Below are 18,841 nucleotides of genomic sequence, written 5' to 3'. Positions count from 1 at the left end.
CTATGGGCGCTTTTTAAGCGAAATGATATAATAATCGCCAATGTTTCTCCAGGGCCAGCTGCGTTTTAAGCTATTTTCGAGCTTAACCAAAAACTTATAGGTCTTTGGGTGCTTTTCGGCAAAGTTTTCTATGTAAGAAGGAGGTACAATTGTACATAGCCCTTCTACACTTAATACTTCAAAATCATCTTTCAGCACTGCTTTCACAAACGAAGGCGAATAATACCAACAGTTGAAATACGTTCCTTCTATGTGCGAAACCCTTCCCTTGTCGCTAAAAAATCTACGAAATGCCGTATAAAATTTGCCTTTAAATACCAATGCTATTTCCCATAAACAGAATTTGGGCAAAATAACCAAGGTTACAACTCCATCATTTTTTAAAAGTTTAGCAAAAGACAAAAGTACTACATCCAGCTCTGCTGTACAATTTAGTCCGGCAAAATTGGAATAAATGAGGTCGAACGGACCTTTATTTTTCAAAGTCGCCAATTGTGTAAAAGAACAGCACTCTTGACTTACATTCGCTTGTTGTCTTCGGCTAATCACCTTTTCTCTAAGCTTTACCTGCATTCCTGCCGAAATATCGGTAGCGTGAACATTAAATCCCCTCTGGGCAAAAAAAAGAGCATCCTCTCCGGTGCCACTGTTCAGCTCTAAAAGGTTTCCTGCAGGTTTTACATATTGGAGGATATGATCCCGTACCCGCTGTCGCTTGTAGTTAATGATGGTATTGGAATTATAAAGTTCATCAAACGAGTTAGCCTGCTTTGTAAAGGCAGATGCCACAAGAAGTTCATTCTTTATATTGCTATTTTCCATCAGCTGTTCCATTCTAATCTATCGAGCTTTAATTTGGCCACAAAGGTTAAGGGACCATAATAAATAACAGAACATGCTTTTTTCAAGCTTGAACGATTAACAGTAAGGGGATTTTTTAGCAAGCCCAAGGCACTGCTCTTTGCTAAATGTTTATGGTAGTTTTGGTGTACATAAGTATGTAATTGTTTATAATAGGATGCAGGAAAAGTATTCCTGAATAGTAATGCCATTTCATCAGAATCCGTCCAATTGGTTTTGCTTTTAAGTTCATTTTTTACGCTCTCATAAAACAAGGTTCCAGGCAACGGATAGGAAACCGAAATCCCTATTTCGAAAGGCAGCAGTTCATTGATCATTTCAATGGTACACCTAATATCAGCTTTGCTTTCTCCGGGATAACCAAATTGGATAAAGAAAGCCGGTTTTATATGATTTTTCTTCATCAAAAGGGTTGCAGTGCGAATTTGATCAACGGTAATGCCTTTATCCATGGCGTCTAAGATTCTTTGCGAACCGCTTTCTGCCCCTATCCACACGGTTTCGCAACCGGCAACTCCCAAGGCTGCAACCAGCTCGTCATGCACTAACAAATCAGCCCTTGATTGGATCTTAAACCTAATTTTAAGACCTTCCTTTTTCAAAAGAGTGGTAAACTCTAACACCCAACCCGGTTTCAACCCAAAGATATCATCACAAAACCAAATATGATCCATTTGATAATTATGCTGTAAGTACTTGATTTCTTCTACTACATGCATCGGACTTCTAGAATTGTAGCGATTTCCATAAATCGGCTTTGCGCACCAATTGCACTTAAATGGGCACCCTCTAGTTGTGCTGATATTAACTGAAAAGTAACCTTTACTTTTGGTCCAAATTTCCTTATATCTTTTCATGTCTACCAAATCCCAGGCGGGCATGGGCAGCGAATCCAGGTCTTTGAGCACGGCCCTGTTCGGGGTCTTTTGCCATCCGTCTTGCGTTTTAAAAGCTAGGCCGTTAATGGTATGATAAGCTAGAACTTCGTCTTTTAGTGCATTTACGAGTTCTAATAAGGTCTGTTCTGCCTCTCCTAAGATCACAAAATCAGCCCCTTCGTTAAGGTATTCGGCAAAGCGATCGGTAGAATCGGAGCTAGAAACAATTACCGTACAACCTTCTGCTTTTGCTAGTTTGCACATTTCGAAGGCCGCTTCGCGCATATTGGTAAGACACATTTTTGTGAGGTAATTAAATCCATCATCATAGATTACAAAAAAGCGTGGTTTCCATTTTTTTAGCTCAGGAAAAATTTCTGAGGCACTTGCAGCAAACATCGTATCGAATAAAGCAATTTTATATCCTTTTTCTCTCATCAGAGAAGCAGCATGCAGCGTGGCCAAGGGTGCATAAGGTTGCTCCAAAGCCCATTGTTTGGGGTCGAATCTCGAAAAATAGGAATGTGTAAATAGGATATCCATCATGCCTGCCCTATTTTAGCTAATGGTGAAAGATTTAATGAACACACACATTTGATGCAGGTGGGGTTAGTTTTTATAGCTAACGATTTTCTAAAATCCATTGCAGCCTCTCCATTTAAGATTTGATCTAGCGAGGAGTGATAAATATTTCCAATGCCCTCATGAAAAAAGCAGGGCCTCACCTCTCCATCTGCTTCAACTACGGTTGATACCCAAGGAGCGTTACATTTCTTGAAGGGAAAATTGTTGAGGCCATAAAATGCAGCGTAATAACGGTAAATATCCATCATTTTGGTGGGAGACTCCGCGATAAACTTTGTACTCATATCAGCTGAATGCACGATGAGCAACTCATCGAGGATAGATTTTAATTCTGGGAGTTCGTTTTTACTTGGCAGGATTTCGTGCTGTTTTGGTTCGCTCCAAGCTGCTTGCCTATTAAAGGCATGACTGCTCACATCAGCAGGTAAAAAACTGATCTGGTTAATTCCTATCGCCTTTGCAGAAACAATAATTTCTTTCCAAGTTCTAAAATTTAATCGATGGATAACGGTTCTTGCCGTAATGCGAAAATTAGGATCAAGGTGATGAATAAACTGTACCCCTTCTCGTAATTTATCAAATGCACCGGGAATATTTCTGATCGCATCATGTAAAAATTCATCTCCATCTATAGAAACTATCAGATCGTCTATCCACTTTAAAATTTCAATCGCATGTTTTTTAATGGTTAGACCTGTAGAGAGCAAGGTAATTTTAATGCCTTCTTTCTTGAGGATTTCGCAAAGGGTAAAAAAATTGGTGTTTAACAGGGCTTCGCCACCAGACATGACAACTTGTTGTGTTCCCAATTTTTTCAGGGGCAAGATCAGCCCCTGCACATCTGAAATGGTTAATTGCTTTAAATTCTTATTGTCTTTCCAGATATCGCACATTACACACCTACAATTACATGCACTATGAGGCATCAAAATCACAATTGGCAAAGCCGAAATTCGGTGGGTTTGCAAGGTGTGATAGCGTTTAAATGTTTGGGCGAATGGCAATTTCATTAGTTTGACCGAATAAGGATCCAATAAAATGGATTTTTAACAAATAGCCTATTGAAAAAGGATTTGGGATGATACTTAATGTGATAATTAAAACTGATTAACTCATCCAGTTGATGGTGAAAGTAAAATGGGCACATTTCGGGCGATCCCATCGTTTCAAAATACTTTTGGGTTCTTTCTTTTGCTAATTTAGCCGCTAATGGGGTATAAAATTTGGTATCTAAAAGGTGGATTTCTCCATCATCCAAGAGCAAGCGCTGGGCTTTGGCAATAATTTCTTTTGCAGAGGCAAAATACTGAAGAGATGCTGCAAATAAAATGATATCAAATTTTAGATCAACAACATCAGTTGTTTCAAAATCCCCTACTTTTAACTTCAAATTTTCTCTTTTAAAATTTCGCTGCCCTTGATTAATTTCTTCGGAATTAGGATCAATTCCAATCACCTCGGTTTGTGCAATTGTTGCTAGTTTTGAGGCCAGCCATGCATTACCGCAACCAATTTCCAAGATTTTTAATGGTTTTTCTTTTTTTTTCAAATAAGCGATGAGCTTTTGGGAGGATTGTTTTCTAACAAGCCACTCTTTAACATATCGATGGGTTTGAGGTACGTTGGGCAATTTTTTTAACTCTTCATCGGTATAGATGCGCTGCTCCTTTGTCCTTAAGGAATGATAGGCACGCTCAAATGCGGTAGGCTGAGGTGGTATGTCTATTGAAACTTCCATTTCAGAAACCTTGGATTTCGGGCTGACGGTAGCGCCAAACCTTTTGTAAAAGTTTAATTTCGTACGGATAATGGTATAAGCTGATTCGGTAACGCAAACTCGAAATTAGCCTGATCGCCAACCTTTTTACCCTATTTAGTCTGATATCGGTTACTGTTGGGTACACTCCGTTCAATACGGTTTCAAAATTCCTGATTTTATTGATGATCTCGGGTGTAAGCCAAGGAGTTAAAGGATTTTTACGAAGATCGAAATTCTCCCATGCCGGGCTTATCCAATCTTCTAATGTTTCAGGAAATTTAAATCCCGTTGCCAATACCTGTTTAAACAATTCTGAACCTGGCGTTGGAACTGGGCTATAGGTATAGATTACAATTTCGGTACGTGGATTAACCTGTTTAACTTTCTTGATAAATTCTATCTCAAAGTTAATCTGGGCCTCTACCTCTAATTGCGTTGGTGCCGGCGTGCCCAGCACAAAAGAATATTCGGGAATGATATTGAACTTTTTAAGTCTTTTGGCAAATTCGATAATCTGTGCTCCAGTTTGCGTTCCTCCTTTATCCAATTGCTCCAGGATGGTATCACTTCCACTTTCTGCGCCAAAAAAGATGATCTGACAACCTGCTTCACTAATGGCTGCTAACGACGAATCCTTAAATTTAGACATGGTATCAATTCTTGCCATTGCCCACCACTTCATCTTTTCTGGAGCAATCAGTTTCGCAAATTCAACCGCTCGCTTTTCGGACACAAAAAAATTATTGTCGTGAAATTCTATGGCATCTGCGCCCCAATTATCTTTAATGTATTTAACATCGTTGTAAACTGTTTGTGCGGATTTAGCTTTCCATCGGGCCTCAAAAATGGGCACTACCGCGCAAAATGAACAGGTAAATGGGCAACCTATGCTCGAATGGTAGGCCATTGTTTTTTCTCCGAGATAGGTTTTCCCCAAAAATTTTTGAAATGGATAAAACGTTGCCAATTTATCATAGGGCAGCGGTGGTAAAGTATCCTGTTCCATTAACTCTTCTTTTTCTGTTTTAAAGATTTTCCCATCCACTCCTCTATAGATCAAATTCTTGATAAATTCGTAAGGTTTATCACTCGCCAAGGCATCAATCAACAAAGGAAATGCATAATCGCCAGGACCGTTGATGATAAAATCTACATAACCAGAATACAGTACGGCTTCTGGTTGGCTAGAAGGAAAATAACCGCCCCAGATCATTTTTGTAAAGGGAAATTTGGTTTTGATGGCCTTTGAAAATGCAATTGCTTGTTTCAATTGCGGGCCAGGCATTACGGTAAATCCCAAATAATGATATGTTCCGGTGTTCAGGTACTCCTCGAGTTTTGCTAAGGCATTATTTTCAAAATTTCCATCCACTACCACCCAATCGTATTTCCCTTCTATCGAAGCTGCGATACTTAAAATTGAGTTTGGAATACGGTGTTTATGGTCGGCGCTTTTAGGATTAAACAAGAGAACTTTTTTCATAGGCCTTAAACAAAATAACCCTGATAATTGATGGCTATCAATGAATACGATATCCGAAGTACAAAGGTTGCCAACGCGTAATTTAAGCCTAGGGCAACCATTTTGGTAGCTAGAACGTATCCACATTCAATCAGCGTACTATAGAAATGATTGCTACCCTTAAGAACTACCTTAAACATACGTTCTTCACTTCGCCCATCAGGGAGAAAGATCCCATAGCGGCCTATGATCTTTGGGCGAAAAATTACGATTCACAACCTGGTAATCTAATGCTCGATATTGATAAGATGACTTTAGATAAATTGCTAAAAGACATCAGTTTATCGGGTAAAAAAATTGCTGATATAGGCTGTGGCACAGGAAGGCATTGGCCGAAAATTTTAGCAGAAAAACCGGCTGGCCTTATAGGATTTGATGTTTCGGAAGGGATGCTGGATCGTCTAAAAGCCAAGTTTCCATTAGCGAATACCAAACAGATTACCGATAACCTTTTCACGGATATTCCGGACAAGAGTTTCGACATGATTATTTCTACCCTAACCATGGCCCACATCGAAGACATTGTTGATGCGCTAAAGGCTTGGGCAAGAATCTTAAGAGACGAAAGCGAAATCATTATTACAGATTTTCATCCCAAAACCCTCGCCTCTGGAGGTAAAAGAACTTTTATGTCTGAAAATGGATTAATCTCCGTTCAAAATTTCGTTCATTATACGGATCATATCATATCCATTCTTGCACAACATGGCTTTACCTTGATCAAGCAAGAACAGATCCATATTGATGAAACCTTTAGGCATTACTATGAAAACAAAGGGGCACTTAAGGTATATGAGACTTATGAGGGTTTTCCAATTTTATATGGATTATACTTTACAAGACAATGATCCTGGCAAATGTGGTTCTCGTAGCAAACAATCAAACAGTAACTATTGAGGTTAAAAAGGGCAAGATTTCAGCAGTTTTAACCCACACAACTACTGATGATTTGATCCACATACAATTTGAGGATGCGATTGCTTTTCCAGGTTTGATCAATTCTCATGACCATCTTGATTTCAATCTTTTCGATCAACTTGGCGATGGGACGTATGAAAACTATACCGAATGGGCAAAACATATCCATCAAAAATATAGTCAACAAATTGTGGATATCCTTAAAATCCCAATCTTATTGAGGGAACACTGGGGGATATATAAAAATTTGATTTGTGGGGTTACTACCGTGGTAAATCATGGTCCGAAGCTAAAACTTGCAGAAAAACTGATCAATGTAGTTGAAGATGGTCAAAGCCTACATTCAGTCCATTTTGAAAAATGGTGGAAGATTAAACTTAACAATCCTTTTAAGCGCAATAAAAACGTAGTTATGCATATTGGAGAGGGCATTGACCAGTTGGCAAGCAAAGAAATTGATACCTTAATTAAGTGGAACCTGTTAAACCGAAATTTGATAGGCATCCACGGTGTAGCAATGGATGCCAAGCAGGCCGCAGCTTTTAAAGCCTTGATATGGTGCCCACTATCCAATTATTTTTTATTAAATGAAACTGCCAATATCAGCGCAATAAAAAAATCGAGCCCAATTCTTTTTGGAACCGACTCAACACTAACGGCTAACTGGAATATTTGGGATCATCTTAATTTTGCGCGGAACTTAAACGTATTAACCGATCAAGAGCTTTACGATAGCAGTACAACCAATCCTGCAGAGGTTTGGCGGCAAACGGGTGGTAAAATAGAAAAAGGTGCTGCTGCCGATATAGTCGTTGCTAAAAGAAAAAACAATCCCGAAGCACTTGATGCCTTTTTTAGCATTCAACCAAGTGATCTTTTAGCAGTAATCTGCAAGGGGAAAATCCTACTTTTTGACGAAAGCTTAAACCTGCAGCTACAGGCATTAAACATGGATAACTACCAAAAAATAGCAGTTAATGGCAGTTTAAAATATGTGTTTGGAACTATGCACGAGCTTATTAAGCAAATCCAATCGTTTCAACCTAAAGTTAAGTTTCCTGTCGAAATTGTTAAAAATCCATAAGTTATGCGTTTTGTCTTTGCCAGTTATACATATACGAAAGAATTTGACAATCCCGCAATCTGGCTCGACCGCATCAATACCTTTACGGGTTTTCTCTCGGCTCTGGCAAAAGAAAATGAGGTCCATTCTATCCAGCAGATTAATTTTAAGGGATCTCTCAAGGTTGAAAGTGTTAACTATCATTTTAAAAAATATAACGGTTTAGCCTTACGTTTTTTTCCTTTAAAGCTAAATCTGGATCTCAAAAACCTAAAACCAGACGTAATTATAATGCAGGGCCTGCACTGTCCACTTCGTGTGATCCAGCTTCGCTTAATTGTAGGTTCAACAGTAAAAATCATTCTGCAGCACAGAGCAGAGAAGCCTTACAAAGGATTTAAAAAAATCTTTCAGCGATGGGCAGACAGGTTTGTTGATGCTTATTTTTTTGGCTCAAAAGCTATGGGCATGGAGTGGATGAAACTGGGCAACCTAAAAAGTGTTGAAAAACTCTATGAGGTTGTGGGTTTATCGTCAAGGTTTTACCCAATAGCTAAAATAATTGCGCAACACTACACTAAGGTTAGTGGAAATCCAGTCTACTTATGGGTTGGAAGGTTAAATAGCAATAAAAATCCCCTTACGGTGATCGATGGTTTTTTAGGCTATCTAGCTATCAATCCGGATGCCCAACTCTATATGGGCTATCAAACAACAGAACTCCTAGCAGAAATACAAACAAGAATTGGCAATCATCCTAGCGGGAAAAATATCTCCTTAATCGGAGCTATTGAGCACAACGACCTGCTCTATTGGTTTAATGCCGCTGATTATTTGATTTCAGGCTCCTATTATGAAGGTGGTGGAACGGTAATTACTGAGGCCCTATCGGCTGGATGTATGCCCATTGTAACCGCCATTCCATCTTTTAAAATGTTAATCAACGATGGTGAATGCGGCTTTCTATACGAACCAGGAAACGCAAATGAACTAGTAGAAATACTAACTAAAACGCAACATTTGGATTTGGTACAACAAAGAGAAAAATGTTTAGCTTTTTTTAAAACCCGCCTCTCTTTCGAAGCGATTGCGCATAAAATTCAAGAGATTGCATCCGTTTTGTAACCATACAACTGCAAAACCGCTCTAGCAGATGCTGATGCAGCAAAGGGCATTACTTGTTTATAGTGATGATCTGCCTTTGTTAAGATTTCTTTTATCAAAAAAAGCATGTCTTTAGGGTTAGCTACATGAAACCAGTTTTCTATTTCATGGCGCATGGGTTTAACAAAGCTGATTACTTTTGCTCCTGCATAGAGTGCTTCTAGATTTACGAGGCCTAAGCCTTCATAATTTGAGGTATGAACCAACAACTTTGATCTGCCCATAATCCGTAATACCTCTTGATGCGGCAGTTCCCCCGTTAAAGTAACATTAGCTGTTAAGCCGAATTCTCTGATCCATTCGTTTAACTTCTCCCTCTCGGGCCCATCGCCGCAAATTAGCACCTTTATACTAGGAAAAAGTGGCTTTAAATGTTTAGTTATGACTAACAATAAATCATATTGTTTAAGAGGAATCAATGATCCAACACCTATAATATCAATGTCTTTAGTTGGGTCTGGCTGATTGAACATGCTGGGGTCTATTCCGATAGGAATGACATGCTTGGGCAAAATCTGAAAGTTCCGATAAAATTCATCAGCAATAAAATCAGAAAGTGCAATTAATGATTCTCCTTTTGGTTTAATCATCTTTACAAACCTGTTCTGTTTTTTTGCATCCTGGCCCATTAACCAACAAAAGTGTGGAATCTGGTATCTTTTACCCAAAATGGTAGCCAAAAATGCACTTTTATCTAGCCAAAGGCTAAGTAAACCTACAATATCAAATTCCTTTCGTAGCTTCCCAAACCTTAGCAGCACTTGGCAAAAAGTAAACCATCTAGAAAATCTCCCTTTATTTTCTCTGCCAAATGATATTACCCTGATCCCATGCCATTGATAGGTTCTATAAAAAAAAGGGTATTGAAGCGATAAAACTATCACATTTAATAAAGGATCCACGCTTTTCAAGGCCTTTAAAGCAACCTGTATGGGAGGCACACAGGCTGTATCATCCTCATCCTTAGGAAATCCTAAGGTAATTACGATCAATGCTTTAGGCTTGTTCATTATCAACAGCGATTATTTTATTGCAAAAACTTAATCCAAGTTTACCGTGGGTAATAAGCATAATAATTTTTCCGGCTTTGGTAAGCATTGATAACTTGCTAAGGATGCGATTTTCGGACACCTCATCCATCTCACTAAATGGCTCATCTAAAATCAGCATATCAAAACCATGATATAGTGCACGGGCCAAAACAATTCGTTGACATTGCCCCCCACTTATGTTTTTACCATTCTCAGTTAAATTCTGGTAAATACCTTTTGGATATTGGCTCAATAAGTTCTCCAATCCACAAAACTCAACTACTTCAGCTAACTTGGTTTTATCAGCAGTATCTGAAAGGCAAATATTTTTAAGGATAGTATCGTTAAAAATAAAGGACTGTTGTTTTACATAAGAAATCCTATCCCAGTACTGTTGCCTTGTTAGTTCATCCGCTGGTGCATAATTGATAGAAATTACCCCTTGCTTAGGTTTTAAAAACCCAAGTAAAAGATTAATAATGGTCGTTTTACCCGCTCCAGATTCTCCAGAAATTCCCACAAAATCTCCGGCACTAAGATTAAAACTAAAATTAGACAATGGCTGTTGGTTGCCATAGTTAAAATTTACCTGATCAAATTTAACCGAATTGATACTCTTGCTTTTTGCTAAAGGTTTTTCCGTAGGCTTTGCATCAATAAGGAGATCAGTCAATGTAAAATCATAAGCTTTAATTTGGCCCATGCTACTTAAAATTTTCACAATCCCAGGAATAATCTTATACGAAGCGGCCATAAAAATGCCTATTTCGAGCAGATCAATTTTGAGTAAGGGGTTGGCAAACTTGTTCATTGCCAAAAGAATTAGGAAACCTAGGATCGCAACTACCTCAATCATTCTTGAAGGCAGTCCCTGTAATGCCTGTTGTGCAGCAATAGTTGAATTTAATTTTTCTTGGTATGCATGATAGCGTTTGATAAAAAAATCTGCGCTACTATAGATATTGCTTTCTACAAATCCCGACAGGGATTCTTGCAAATGTTGAAGTGTTTTTTCGCTGGTTAACTTTATTTGTCCTCTGATGTTCTTGAGTTTCTTTTTTATAAAATAACCTAGGATAGCAATTGGTGGTACCAATATTAAAAACAGCAATAAAAATAAATTGGGATGATAGCACAGAATAGCGATAATAGTGAATAATATCAGCACACTTTGAGAAATGATTTGTTGTACATTAACCAAAATATAATTACTGAATTCAATTGGCTGCTGCCCAATTTTTCTGATCTGCACAGCAGAACCAGTATCTACAAATTGGCTGTAGTCTTCATTGAGGTAATGTCTGATATTTCGTTCTGACAATCGAGAGGCAACACTAAAAAAAAAGTGCCTTTGCAATGAGGAGATATAATAACCGAGCCAGTTTTTAGCGCTAAATAACAGAAAGAATACGATGATGAGGGTTAAAGAATCAGATGTGCCCGAATAATAATTGTGGAGCAAATTCTTTTGCGCACTACTATTTGTATAAAAATCAATCACAAGTAGCGTAAGCCCCAGAAAAGCAATGTCCAAAATTCCTATCACCAGATCAAATGCGATTAGATTGATCATTTTGAGCCTTTCTTTTGTATTAAGAATAGCCAAAATTGCAGTGGTTAAGCGTTTCAAGGTATTAGGGGATAAGCAACTTTTTATAAACGATGGTTACGGTATCCACAAGAATTTTCAGATCCAGAGAGGAAGACCAATTTTTAATATAATGGATATCGTATTCGATCTTCTTTTCTACCTCACTTGGGCTGGAAACTGGTCCGTGATAGCCCAACGACTGGGCCAGGCCAGTAATGCCTGGTTTTACCGAATGTCTTTGGTGGTAAAAGGCATACATCGAGTTATATTTAAGATTTTCGAAAAACATATGCGGGCGGGGGCCAATCACAGACATATCGCCAATCAGTACATTAATTAATTGCGGAAGTTCATCAAGGTGGCTCCTGCGTAAGAATTTGCCCAACGTTGTAATCCGTTGATCGTTTACTGTGGCGGTTAAAGTATCTGATTGCGCATTTACTACCATCGTTCTGAGTTTGAGGCAGTAAAAGAATTTTCCGTCTTTTTTATTTCGTTTTTGCACGAAAAACACTGGTCCAGCAGAATCCAGTTTTATGAGTAGTGCTAAAATAGGCAAGAGCCATGAAAGGACGAATAAAACTGCAGTGGCAGAAATAGCGAGATCTGTTATCCGTTTAATTGCTCTATTTTGGAGCTTATACAACGGTGAAGAATTAACACCGCTTATTAATTTTAAATTTACTACTCCGGTTACTTCCGAAGCCATATAGCTTTCGCTTGGAATATAACGATGATCGTAACGATCTTTTAATTTGAGTAAACTATTGTTCATTAATTAGGCCTCAATCTTAAGTGGATACCTACTATTACGGACTGGTGTTGAATTGGTTGCCTTATCAATTTAAAAATTTTAGACGCTACCAACATTTACATCCTCCTTCGGGGATAATTAGGGTTGCATAGGCCGAAGATGTTTGTACATTATTAATCCATTTTCCTAAAAAAGATAAAATAATGCTGTAGCGTTTCTACTAGTCTTTGCGTATTAGGTAAAAACAACTATAGCCCTATGAAAAAATTTTTATTATTTAACCTACTTATCCTTCTCGCTTTCTTGGTATTTACGCAATGCAAGAAAAACGAAGGCGAAAAACTAGAAGTTATTCAGATAACCAAGCTTATGTCTGCAGCCCAAATGCGGAATTTGCCAGTTGGAATAACCACCCCTCAAAAAGCCAGAAAAAGCGGCAAGATATATATCTATAAAGATTTGTTGTTTATTAACGAGCCCTATAAAGGCATCCACATATATAACAATGCTAACCCAAATTCACCTGTTAACATTGGATTTTTGCAAATACCCGGAAATATTGACATTGCCATCAAAAACGACATTTTATATGCTGACAGTTACATAGATCTATTGGCTTTTGATGTTTCAAACGTAGCGAACATAAAACAAGTTAAAAGACTTACAGATGTCTTTAGGCAGTTTTATACATCCACTGGAGCGCAGAATTTCGTAATCACTTATAAGGATACAGTAGTTAAAACCAGTCCTACTAAATATTATGATGCTGTTGCGTTTAGTACCGCAAGCACGAGTTCTTCTACGGGCACCGGCGGTTCTATGGCGAGGTTTGCTCTACTGAACGATTATCTTTACACTGTAGGTCAGCTGGATCTTAGCCTATTCGACGTAAAAGCACCATCAACTCCGACCTTTGTGAAATCAATCAGTTTGAGTTGGGGCGTAGAAACGATTTTCCCTTACGAGAACAAATTATTTATAGGTACCAATACCGGCATGCATATTTTCAATGCTGCTGATCCAGCAAATCCAGTAAAATTATCTACTTATAGCCATGTTTTGGCTTGTGATCCAGTATTTGTGCAAGGTAAATATGCTTATGTAACCTTGCGTACTGGAAATATGTGCAGACAATCGATCAATCAATTAGAGGTAGTGGATATCGAAGACCCAACTAAGCCCAAACAAATAGCGGTATTTCCGATGCTTAATCCACACGGGCTTAGTGTTAGTGGAGATAACCTATTTCTGTGTGAAGGTAGCAATGGATTGAAGTCGTTTAATATTTCAGACAAAAATAAAATAGATAATAACCTGTTGCAGTATCTAAAAACCATTAAAAGTTTTGATGTTATTGCTGGTCCCAAATCACTTATAGTGACGGGCGAAGATGGTATTTATCAGTTTAATTACAGCAATGCAGCTAATTTAATAGAACTCAGCAAAATCACGGTGAAAGCTACTACCTCAATAGAAATTTTTAACTTAAGCAAGTAAGCGATTTTCGGAGGCACAATATGCCAGTGAGGGGAAGATTGAGAAAGAAGACTTCAATTAAACACCCAAAAAATAATAACAAACAAAAGCCACTCATTTAAGTGGCTTTTGTTGTTAAACGTAATCGTATACTCCAATTAGCATAGACCAAAGCATCGCTTTGCTTTCTTAGCCAATTTCTTTAGCGTTTTCCCTCCTTCATTGATTATGTTTTTTGGGATATCACCTATCGCTTTACCTGGTGTTTTTCTGAATTTATCGATTTCGTGGCTTACATTTTTTAGGGCTTTGGTGATTTCATTTGACTCGCCAAGATTTTTTTCTGCATAGGAACTAACCGTTTCAAAAAATTTATAGGTGATATCATCTAGAGGCGTGGTATCGTTGATCATATCGCCTACGGCATCTATAATTTTAACAATTTCGTTATTATCTCCAGGACCTTTTATGATATCGTTCCAAGAATTACCTAAAAATTTAAGGATTTCATTGTTCGGTCCAAACTCCACCCCGGCTGCATGTACCAACATCGGTTCTTTCTTGCAGGTTAACTTAGTGTTTTTTAGTAAACTAATGGCTAGAAGCTGAAGGGAATCCGTCTTAATGAGGTCATTAACTTTTGTGCTATCATTGGTGAATGAAAAATTGGTATTAAACATCGTCTCAATACCAGATTCGGTAAGATTAAATGATTTGGGAACCGTTGCATATATGAGGTATTGATAAGGTAATGTAACCACCATTGAGTCGGATTTCGAAACCAAATAGGTTTCTTTCTTAAGCAATATTGATCTTGGAACGGAGCTTAAAACACTAACTGCTGATAATTTATTGTTTTCGATTTCAAAGGGTACGGTAATTCCAAAGCTTGGGATCTTGGTCCACCCGTAATCGAATTTGAATTTATCATCCGTTACGGCTTTTATGCCTATGCTTGTACAGGGAATGGTGGGCCGTGCCAATACAACGGGATATCCCATCACGGTATCAAGCTTGAATGTTACATTTGTCTTGAATGATTCACGGATGGATCCCAATATCCCAACCTTCGTTCCAACACCTCCACCAATATAAGGATCAACATGCAGATGGACATCGGCTTTTAAATCAACTTTCAGATTTAGCGACAAGTCTAGCCCTTTTTTTGCATCCCAATTGCTTTTTAGCCCCTCCAACAAGATTGATGTTTTTACCGCATTCAAATCCTCGAACCTGGCAGAAAATTCTCCATCACCTAATATTGAATTTTTCCATACTTTTTTGGATAAGTATCCCCCTATTTTCTGAGAATTGATATGCACTGTCCTTTTTTTCGCATCCAATACATTTATATTGTCTAAAGCCTCGGTCATCAAAAGTTTATTGATCCACAAATAAGTAGACGTTTTTGCCAGGTTGTTTCTGTTCACATATCCAGTGATGTCATTATCCATTTGATCATTTATTGCTCTCAAATTAGCCCCCTTTGATGCCAACGTACGAGATAGTGGTGCCGTCATTGGCGTGTCTGACAAGAGGAAAGATAACCATATGCCAGATTTTATAAATGCGGGCTGGTTTAGATGTAAGTATTTTCTTATGGTTGTGTTTTCCAAACTTGTCTTTAAGTCTACAAACCAGTTTTCGTCTTTGTCGATCACGATGTGCTGGTCCTTATCCGGCAGTAATTTTGCCAGCTCTATTTTTAGTCCATCTTTTATGGAGATTTCAAAAGAAGTTAGATTTTTCGAATGCAAATATATCGCCGCTAGGTCTGCTAATACTTTCTTGTACTTGCCCATTTGTAAATTAAACGCAAAAATCTTGGTCTTTGGATTTATAGAAACGGGTAATACCTCATATTTAACCACAATACTTGTATCGGTTTTTCGCAGCCCTGAAATGGTTAATTGAGCTTCAAGATCGATCGCAAACCTTTTTTTCTTTTTAGGATTCAATATACTGGAATGAAGGGTGATAAAGAAAACTCCATTTTCAGGCGAAGTATTTACCGAATCTACCTTTAGGGTCCAATTATTCAATTTCTTCACAGACCGGATTTGGGTACCTGAAATACTTTTGATTGCTGTATTGATCGTTTCCTTTGGTACAAAAATAGCCAAGGAAGAATTTGTGGGAAAACTCGCTTGTTTAATAACGCTGGCGGTAGAGTTCAGTCCATCCGCTCTCCATTGTTGCTTGTCCTTTATCACTACTTCCTTGAAAGATTTGCAGCTGATGAAGGTAAGGATTACCAGGTATGCAGTAAGCTTGATGAAGCATATAGCTACTGGATTTTTGATGATTGTAGGTTGAGAGTCCATTGTTTAGGGATTTAATTTTTGATAAGATGTATAAAGTTTTAGGCACTATTAACTTATCAAATTTACCCTGTGAGAAAACCGTAGACAATACCTATTACTAGGTATTTTATACCGAACAATGGAGAAGTTAATTCGTAAGAAAGACTTTTTCCCTAATTAACTTTCTCGTAAATATATAGCTCGTGGATTTCGGTGGTGTAACCTTCATTTATCAACGGGCCCTGAGACATCCCAAGAAGAATCTGTGTGCCACGATTGTTTAAAACAACAAGATCATCATTTGTTGGATCGATTGAAAGACCTTCTATCTCTCCGGCTCGCTTAAAATCAGACATTTCGCGAAAAAGCGTTAAACGCCCTCCCATCGCTCCGCTAGCAATTTTGCCCGGTGTTTTTAACGGTTTATTATCTACGATAGAAAATTGTTCGCCATCTTTTAGGCCAGTATATGGAACATTCCTTATATCGGCAATATAAATGTTATCAGCAATATTGTAGGTAGCTTCTCCATCATCGGCGGCAAAAAGTATTTTTCCATCAGCAATGAATATACCCTGGCACCAATAAGGCGCAGGGCGACATTGCATTTTCGTATAATACTTGCCGGTTTCTAGGCTATAGCCATACACATATCGACTATCTACCCAATCAGACATCCAAACCATTTTTTTTTCCCGATCAATGGCGATGCCCGAAACTTCCACCTGACCTGAACCTGGTTCCCAATTTATATCGCGTTTCCACTGCAATGTTTGTGCGTCATAGACCGAAACAGCAATATTCTGACCGCGACCGTACTCAAACTTTTCGATGCCGCAATAGATTTCGCCGTTAAAGATATCGATATCCCCGAAGTGGTTGGCAATTTCTGGGTTCTGGAAGGGCTGTAGGTTTTTCATCACCAAATTCCCGTTCTTATCGTATTTGTAGAGCGCCTTCGTGTCTGAAACGTAATAATACTTTTTATCGATGGCGATTCCCTGCCGCCCCAATACGGGTATCACTTTCTTTAAGCGATAAGATTTACCTATATGTTGGGCATTTACCGCCATTCCGGCAAGCATCGCCACAACTAATAAAAGTGCTTTTTTCATTGGATTTTATCCTTCTTGCAAAACCTAAAGATTATCTTTCGCGATAATGGTCCAATCATCAGCGCCATTTCCTTTTGCTATCCAATTATCCATTTCAGCAGCAACTGCAGGTAAAACGGTTAATTTAACTCCTTTATTTTTCGCTGCGCTCATCATAAGTCCTGCATCCTTACGTGCCATTTCCAATTCCCATGATGGTTTTCCAAAATTTCCGGTCCTAATTTTTTCCAATCTGGCGGGCGCACCTGCTCCTGGATTCCAAGAACTAAAGAGTGCCGATACCTCGGCTGAATCAATGTCCAAGGCTTTTGCTAGTGCAAGCGCATCAGATAGGCCAGCTGTCATTGCTATCAAAAAGAGATTACCAATCAATTTTATCCCTGCCGCCTTGCCCTCTTCAGCGCCGAAATTGATAAGCTTGCCAGTCATCTTAGACAGTTCGCCCTCCACCCTTTTGATTACCTGCTGATCACCAGACACCAGCATATTGCCGCTAGCCTCTAGCGCATTTGGTGGGCCCATAAAAACAGGCGCATGTAGATAGGTAAATCCCTCAGACTTCCATTTGAGCGTTCGTTCTGCAGCACCCTCTGCCGAAGTAGTTGTATGGTCAATTATCGTCACGCCAGGTTCGAAACCTGAACTTGCAGCCGCTAACACTTCGTTTACCGTTTCATCGTCTTTTAACGTTAGGTGGATTGTTTCTACCCCTTTTACTGCATCAACTATATTTTCAAATGCTTTTGCGCCATCGGCTTCAAGGGCTTTAGCTTTTGATGCCGTTCTGTTCCAAACCTGAACCTGATCGCCCCTACGGAGCATCGCTTTCACAAAGTTAGCCCCTAAAAGGCCCGTTCCTAAAAATGCTTTCATAAATGTATTTTATGGTAGTAAAGGTATGGACTTATGCTTTTGTTTTCATAACAAAAAATCCATGCTAATCACATTTACCCATATCGCATCATTGCGGAAGGCCCGCGAACTCCTGATATGCCCTTTCTAAGTGCATATCATCGGTTTCATTCTATAGCATTTGAGGTTTAGCGGACCAATCGATATTTCTGAGGCTTTTGTTCGGTCCTTTCGATCAGTTTCCTGGCTTCTAGATCAAGCTTAACTGTTTCGCCATACCACTGTACCCCTCCCACAAACTTGTCCTTTACATTTTGATGCAGTGTTTCCATCAGTTCGCTGTGGGTGAGTTCGCCTCTAGATAGGATAGCTAATAGCTGAGCCTTTATTTGCTCATACTTCTCCTCCGCAATTACCTTATTGGTCTTTAACGGATCGGGATGAAGTGTTTGGATGGTCTGTGTTTTCATCACAATTTGATTTGATCAAATATAACGAAATATTAATTTAGCCGACACATCTCCTGCCAAAAAGCCAACTCTCTAAGTTGCATTTAATTTACGCTGCTAAGTATCCATCTTACCCCAAAATTATCCACTATTTCAATCAGCTTTTGCTGATTATGTAGGTTTAATGCAGAATTATTTTTGGTGTTAACTAGTTTTTTGATAAGGGTTTCTCTGGCGGTATTATTTTCGCAGTGCAACACTATAGCCATAAAATTCCCTACTTTTCTACCTTCACTGGGCACCAGATCTGAACCATAAATAGTGAGTTGCTGCGCAACTAGTGAGCCACTAACAACTGGCTGCGTGATATAGCCATTTAGCTCGCCTTCAAAAGTATCGAATTGTAAGCGGCCCCCGAAACATGTTTGGTAAAAGGTGAGGGCCTTTTTACAATTTCCAGAGAAAGTGATAAAAATGGCACTAGGTAATGGGTTATAACTATTTTCAATCATTGCCTTAT

17 protein-coding genes are annotated in these 18,841 nt (G+C 38.7%); 4 read left to right on the top strand and 13 right to left on the bottom strand.

Annotated features, from left to right (window positions below; all coding sequences use genetic code 11):
- The 5 genes from AC6H0V_RS03785 to AC6H0V_RS03765 are packed head-to-tail and all read right to left on the bottom strand — an operon-like array spanning position 1 to position 5,566.
- The gene (locus AC6H0V_RS03785) at positions 1-834 is read right to left on the bottom strand and encodes a class I SAM-dependent methyltransferase (RefSeq protein WP_497562377.1); all 834 of its coding nucleotides are present in this window, start codon (positions 832-834) and stop codon (positions 1-3) included.
- Positions 822-2,285 (bottom strand): B12-binding domain-containing radical SAM protein, encoded by a 1,464-nt coding sequence (locus AC6H0V_RS03780; protein ID WP_497562376.1) that lies wholly within the window; start codon positions 2,283-2,285, stop codon positions 822-824. Before AC6H0V_RS03780 ends, AC6H0V_RS03785 begins: the two co-directional genes overlap by 13 nt.
- Entirely contained in the window at positions 2,282-3,334 is a 1,053-nt protein-coding gene (locus tag AC6H0V_RS03775) for a radical SAM protein (RefSeq protein ID WP_497562375.1), read from the bottom strand. The genes AC6H0V_RS03780 and AC6H0V_RS03775 overlap by 4 nt, the downstream gene beginning before the upstream one ends.
- The gene (locus tag AC6H0V_RS03770) at positions 3,334-4,062 is read right to left on the bottom strand and encodes a class I SAM-dependent methyltransferase (protein WP_497562374.1); all 729 of its coding nucleotides are present in this window, start codon (positions 4,060-4,062) and stop codon (positions 3,334-3,336) included. The genes AC6H0V_RS03775 and AC6H0V_RS03770 overlap by 1 nt, the downstream gene beginning before the upstream one ends.
- A gap of 1 nt (position 4,063) precedes the next feature.
- Positions 4,064-5,566 (bottom strand): B12-binding domain-containing radical SAM protein, encoded by a 1,503-nt coding sequence (locus tag AC6H0V_RS03765; protein ID WP_497562373.1) that lies wholly within the window; start codon positions 5,564-5,566, stop codon positions 4,064-4,066.
- A gap of 146 nt (positions 5,567-5,712) precedes the next feature.
- Between AC6H0V_RS03765 and AC6H0V_RS03760 the strand changes: the two genes are divergently transcribed.
- Genes AC6H0V_RS03760 through AC6H0V_RS03750 form a run of 3 tightly spaced genes read left to right on the top strand, consistent with a single transcriptional unit; the run spans position 5,713 to position 8,711 of the window.
- The gene (locus AC6H0V_RS03760) at positions 5,713-6,453 is read left to right on the top strand and encodes a class I SAM-dependent methyltransferase (protein WP_497562372.1); all 741 of its coding nucleotides are present in this window, start codon (positions 5,713-5,715) and stop codon (positions 6,451-6,453) included.
- Complete coding sequence (locus tag AC6H0V_RS03755) at positions 6,450-7,607, top strand: amidohydrolase family protein (RefSeq protein WP_497562371.1); 1,158 nt, start codon at positions 6,450-6,452, stop codon at positions 7,605-7,607. Before AC6H0V_RS03760 ends, AC6H0V_RS03755 begins: the two co-directional genes overlap by 4 nt.
- 3 nt (positions 7,608-7,610) lie before the next feature.
- Entirely contained in the window at positions 7,611-8,711 is a 1,101-nt protein-coding gene (locus tag AC6H0V_RS03750; protein ID WP_497562370.1) for a glycosyltransferase family 4 protein, read from the top strand.
- Here the strand turns inward: AC6H0V_RS03750 and AC6H0V_RS03745 are convergent.
- The 3 genes from AC6H0V_RS03745 to AC6H0V_RS03735 are packed head-to-tail and all read right to left on the bottom strand — an operon-like array spanning position 8,687 to position 12,147.
- Complete coding sequence (locus AC6H0V_RS03745) at positions 8,687-9,760, bottom strand: glycosyltransferase (RefSeq protein WP_497562369.1); 1,074 nt, start codon at positions 9,758-9,760, stop codon at positions 8,687-8,689. The two genes, AC6H0V_RS03750 and AC6H0V_RS03745, sit on opposite strands and share 25 nt — an antisense overlap.
- Positions 9,747-11,411, bottom strand: a complete 1,665-nt coding sequence (locus tag AC6H0V_RS03740) for an ATP-binding cassette domain-containing protein (protein ID WP_497562368.1) — start codon at positions 11,409-11,411, stop codon at positions 9,747-9,749. Before AC6H0V_RS03740 ends, AC6H0V_RS03745 begins: the two co-directional genes overlap by 14 nt.
- A gap of 4 nt (positions 11,412-11,415) precedes the next feature.
- Positions 11,416-12,147: a sugar transferase gene (locus AC6H0V_RS03735; RefSeq protein WP_497562367.1), complete on the bottom strand. Its 732-nt coding sequence runs from the start codon at positions 12,145-12,147 to the stop codon at positions 11,416-11,418.
- A gap of 237 nt (positions 12,148-12,384) precedes the next feature.
- Between AC6H0V_RS03735 and AC6H0V_RS03730 the strand changes: the two genes are divergently transcribed.
- Complete coding sequence (locus AC6H0V_RS03730) at positions 12,385-13,623, top strand: LVIVD repeat-containing protein (protein ID WP_497562366.1); 1,239 nt, start codon at positions 12,385-12,387, stop codon at positions 13,621-13,623.
- A 137-nt stretch (positions 13,624-13,760) separates the two neighbouring features.
- On the opposite strand, the gene AC6H0V_RS03725 is transcribed toward AC6H0V_RS03730, so the two are convergent.
- The 5 genes from AC6H0V_RS03725 to AC6H0V_RS03705 all read right to left on the bottom strand — a co-directional run bounded on the left by AC6H0V_RS03725 (position 13,761) and on the right by AC6H0V_RS03705 (position 18,833).
- Positions 13,761-15,926 (bottom strand): hypothetical protein, encoded by a 2,166-nt coding sequence (locus AC6H0V_RS03725; protein ID WP_497562365.1) that lies wholly within the window; start codon positions 15,924-15,926, stop codon positions 13,761-13,763.
- A 152-nt stretch (positions 15,927-16,078) separates the two neighbouring features.
- Positions 16,079-17,020, bottom strand: coding sequence for a YncE family protein (locus AC6H0V_RS03720; protein WP_497562364.1), 942 nt, complete (start codon positions 17,018-17,020; stop codon positions 16,079-16,081).
- A gap of 24 nt (positions 17,021-17,044) precedes the next feature.
- Complete coding sequence (locus AC6H0V_RS03715) at positions 17,045-17,893, bottom strand: NAD(P)-dependent oxidoreductase (RefSeq protein WP_497562363.1); 849 nt, start codon at positions 17,891-17,893, stop codon at positions 17,045-17,047.
- Between the two features lie 167 nt (positions 17,894-18,060).
- On the bottom strand, positions 18,061-18,342 hold the full coding sequence (locus tag AC6H0V_RS03710) for a DUF6958 family protein (protein ID WP_497562362.1): 282 nt from the start codon (positions 18,340-18,342) through the stop codon (positions 18,061-18,063).
- 83 nt (positions 18,343-18,425) lie between these two features.
- A complete protein-coding gene (locus AC6H0V_RS03705; RefSeq protein WP_497562361.1) occupies positions 18,426-18,833 on the bottom strand; it encodes a VOC family protein in 408 nt (135 codons plus the stop codon).
- Between the last annotated feature and the right edge of the window lie 8 nt (positions 18,834-18,841).

The organism is Pedobacter sp. NO84 (assembly GCF_059703915.1).
This window is presented reverse-complemented; position numbering and strand designations above follow the sequence as displayed.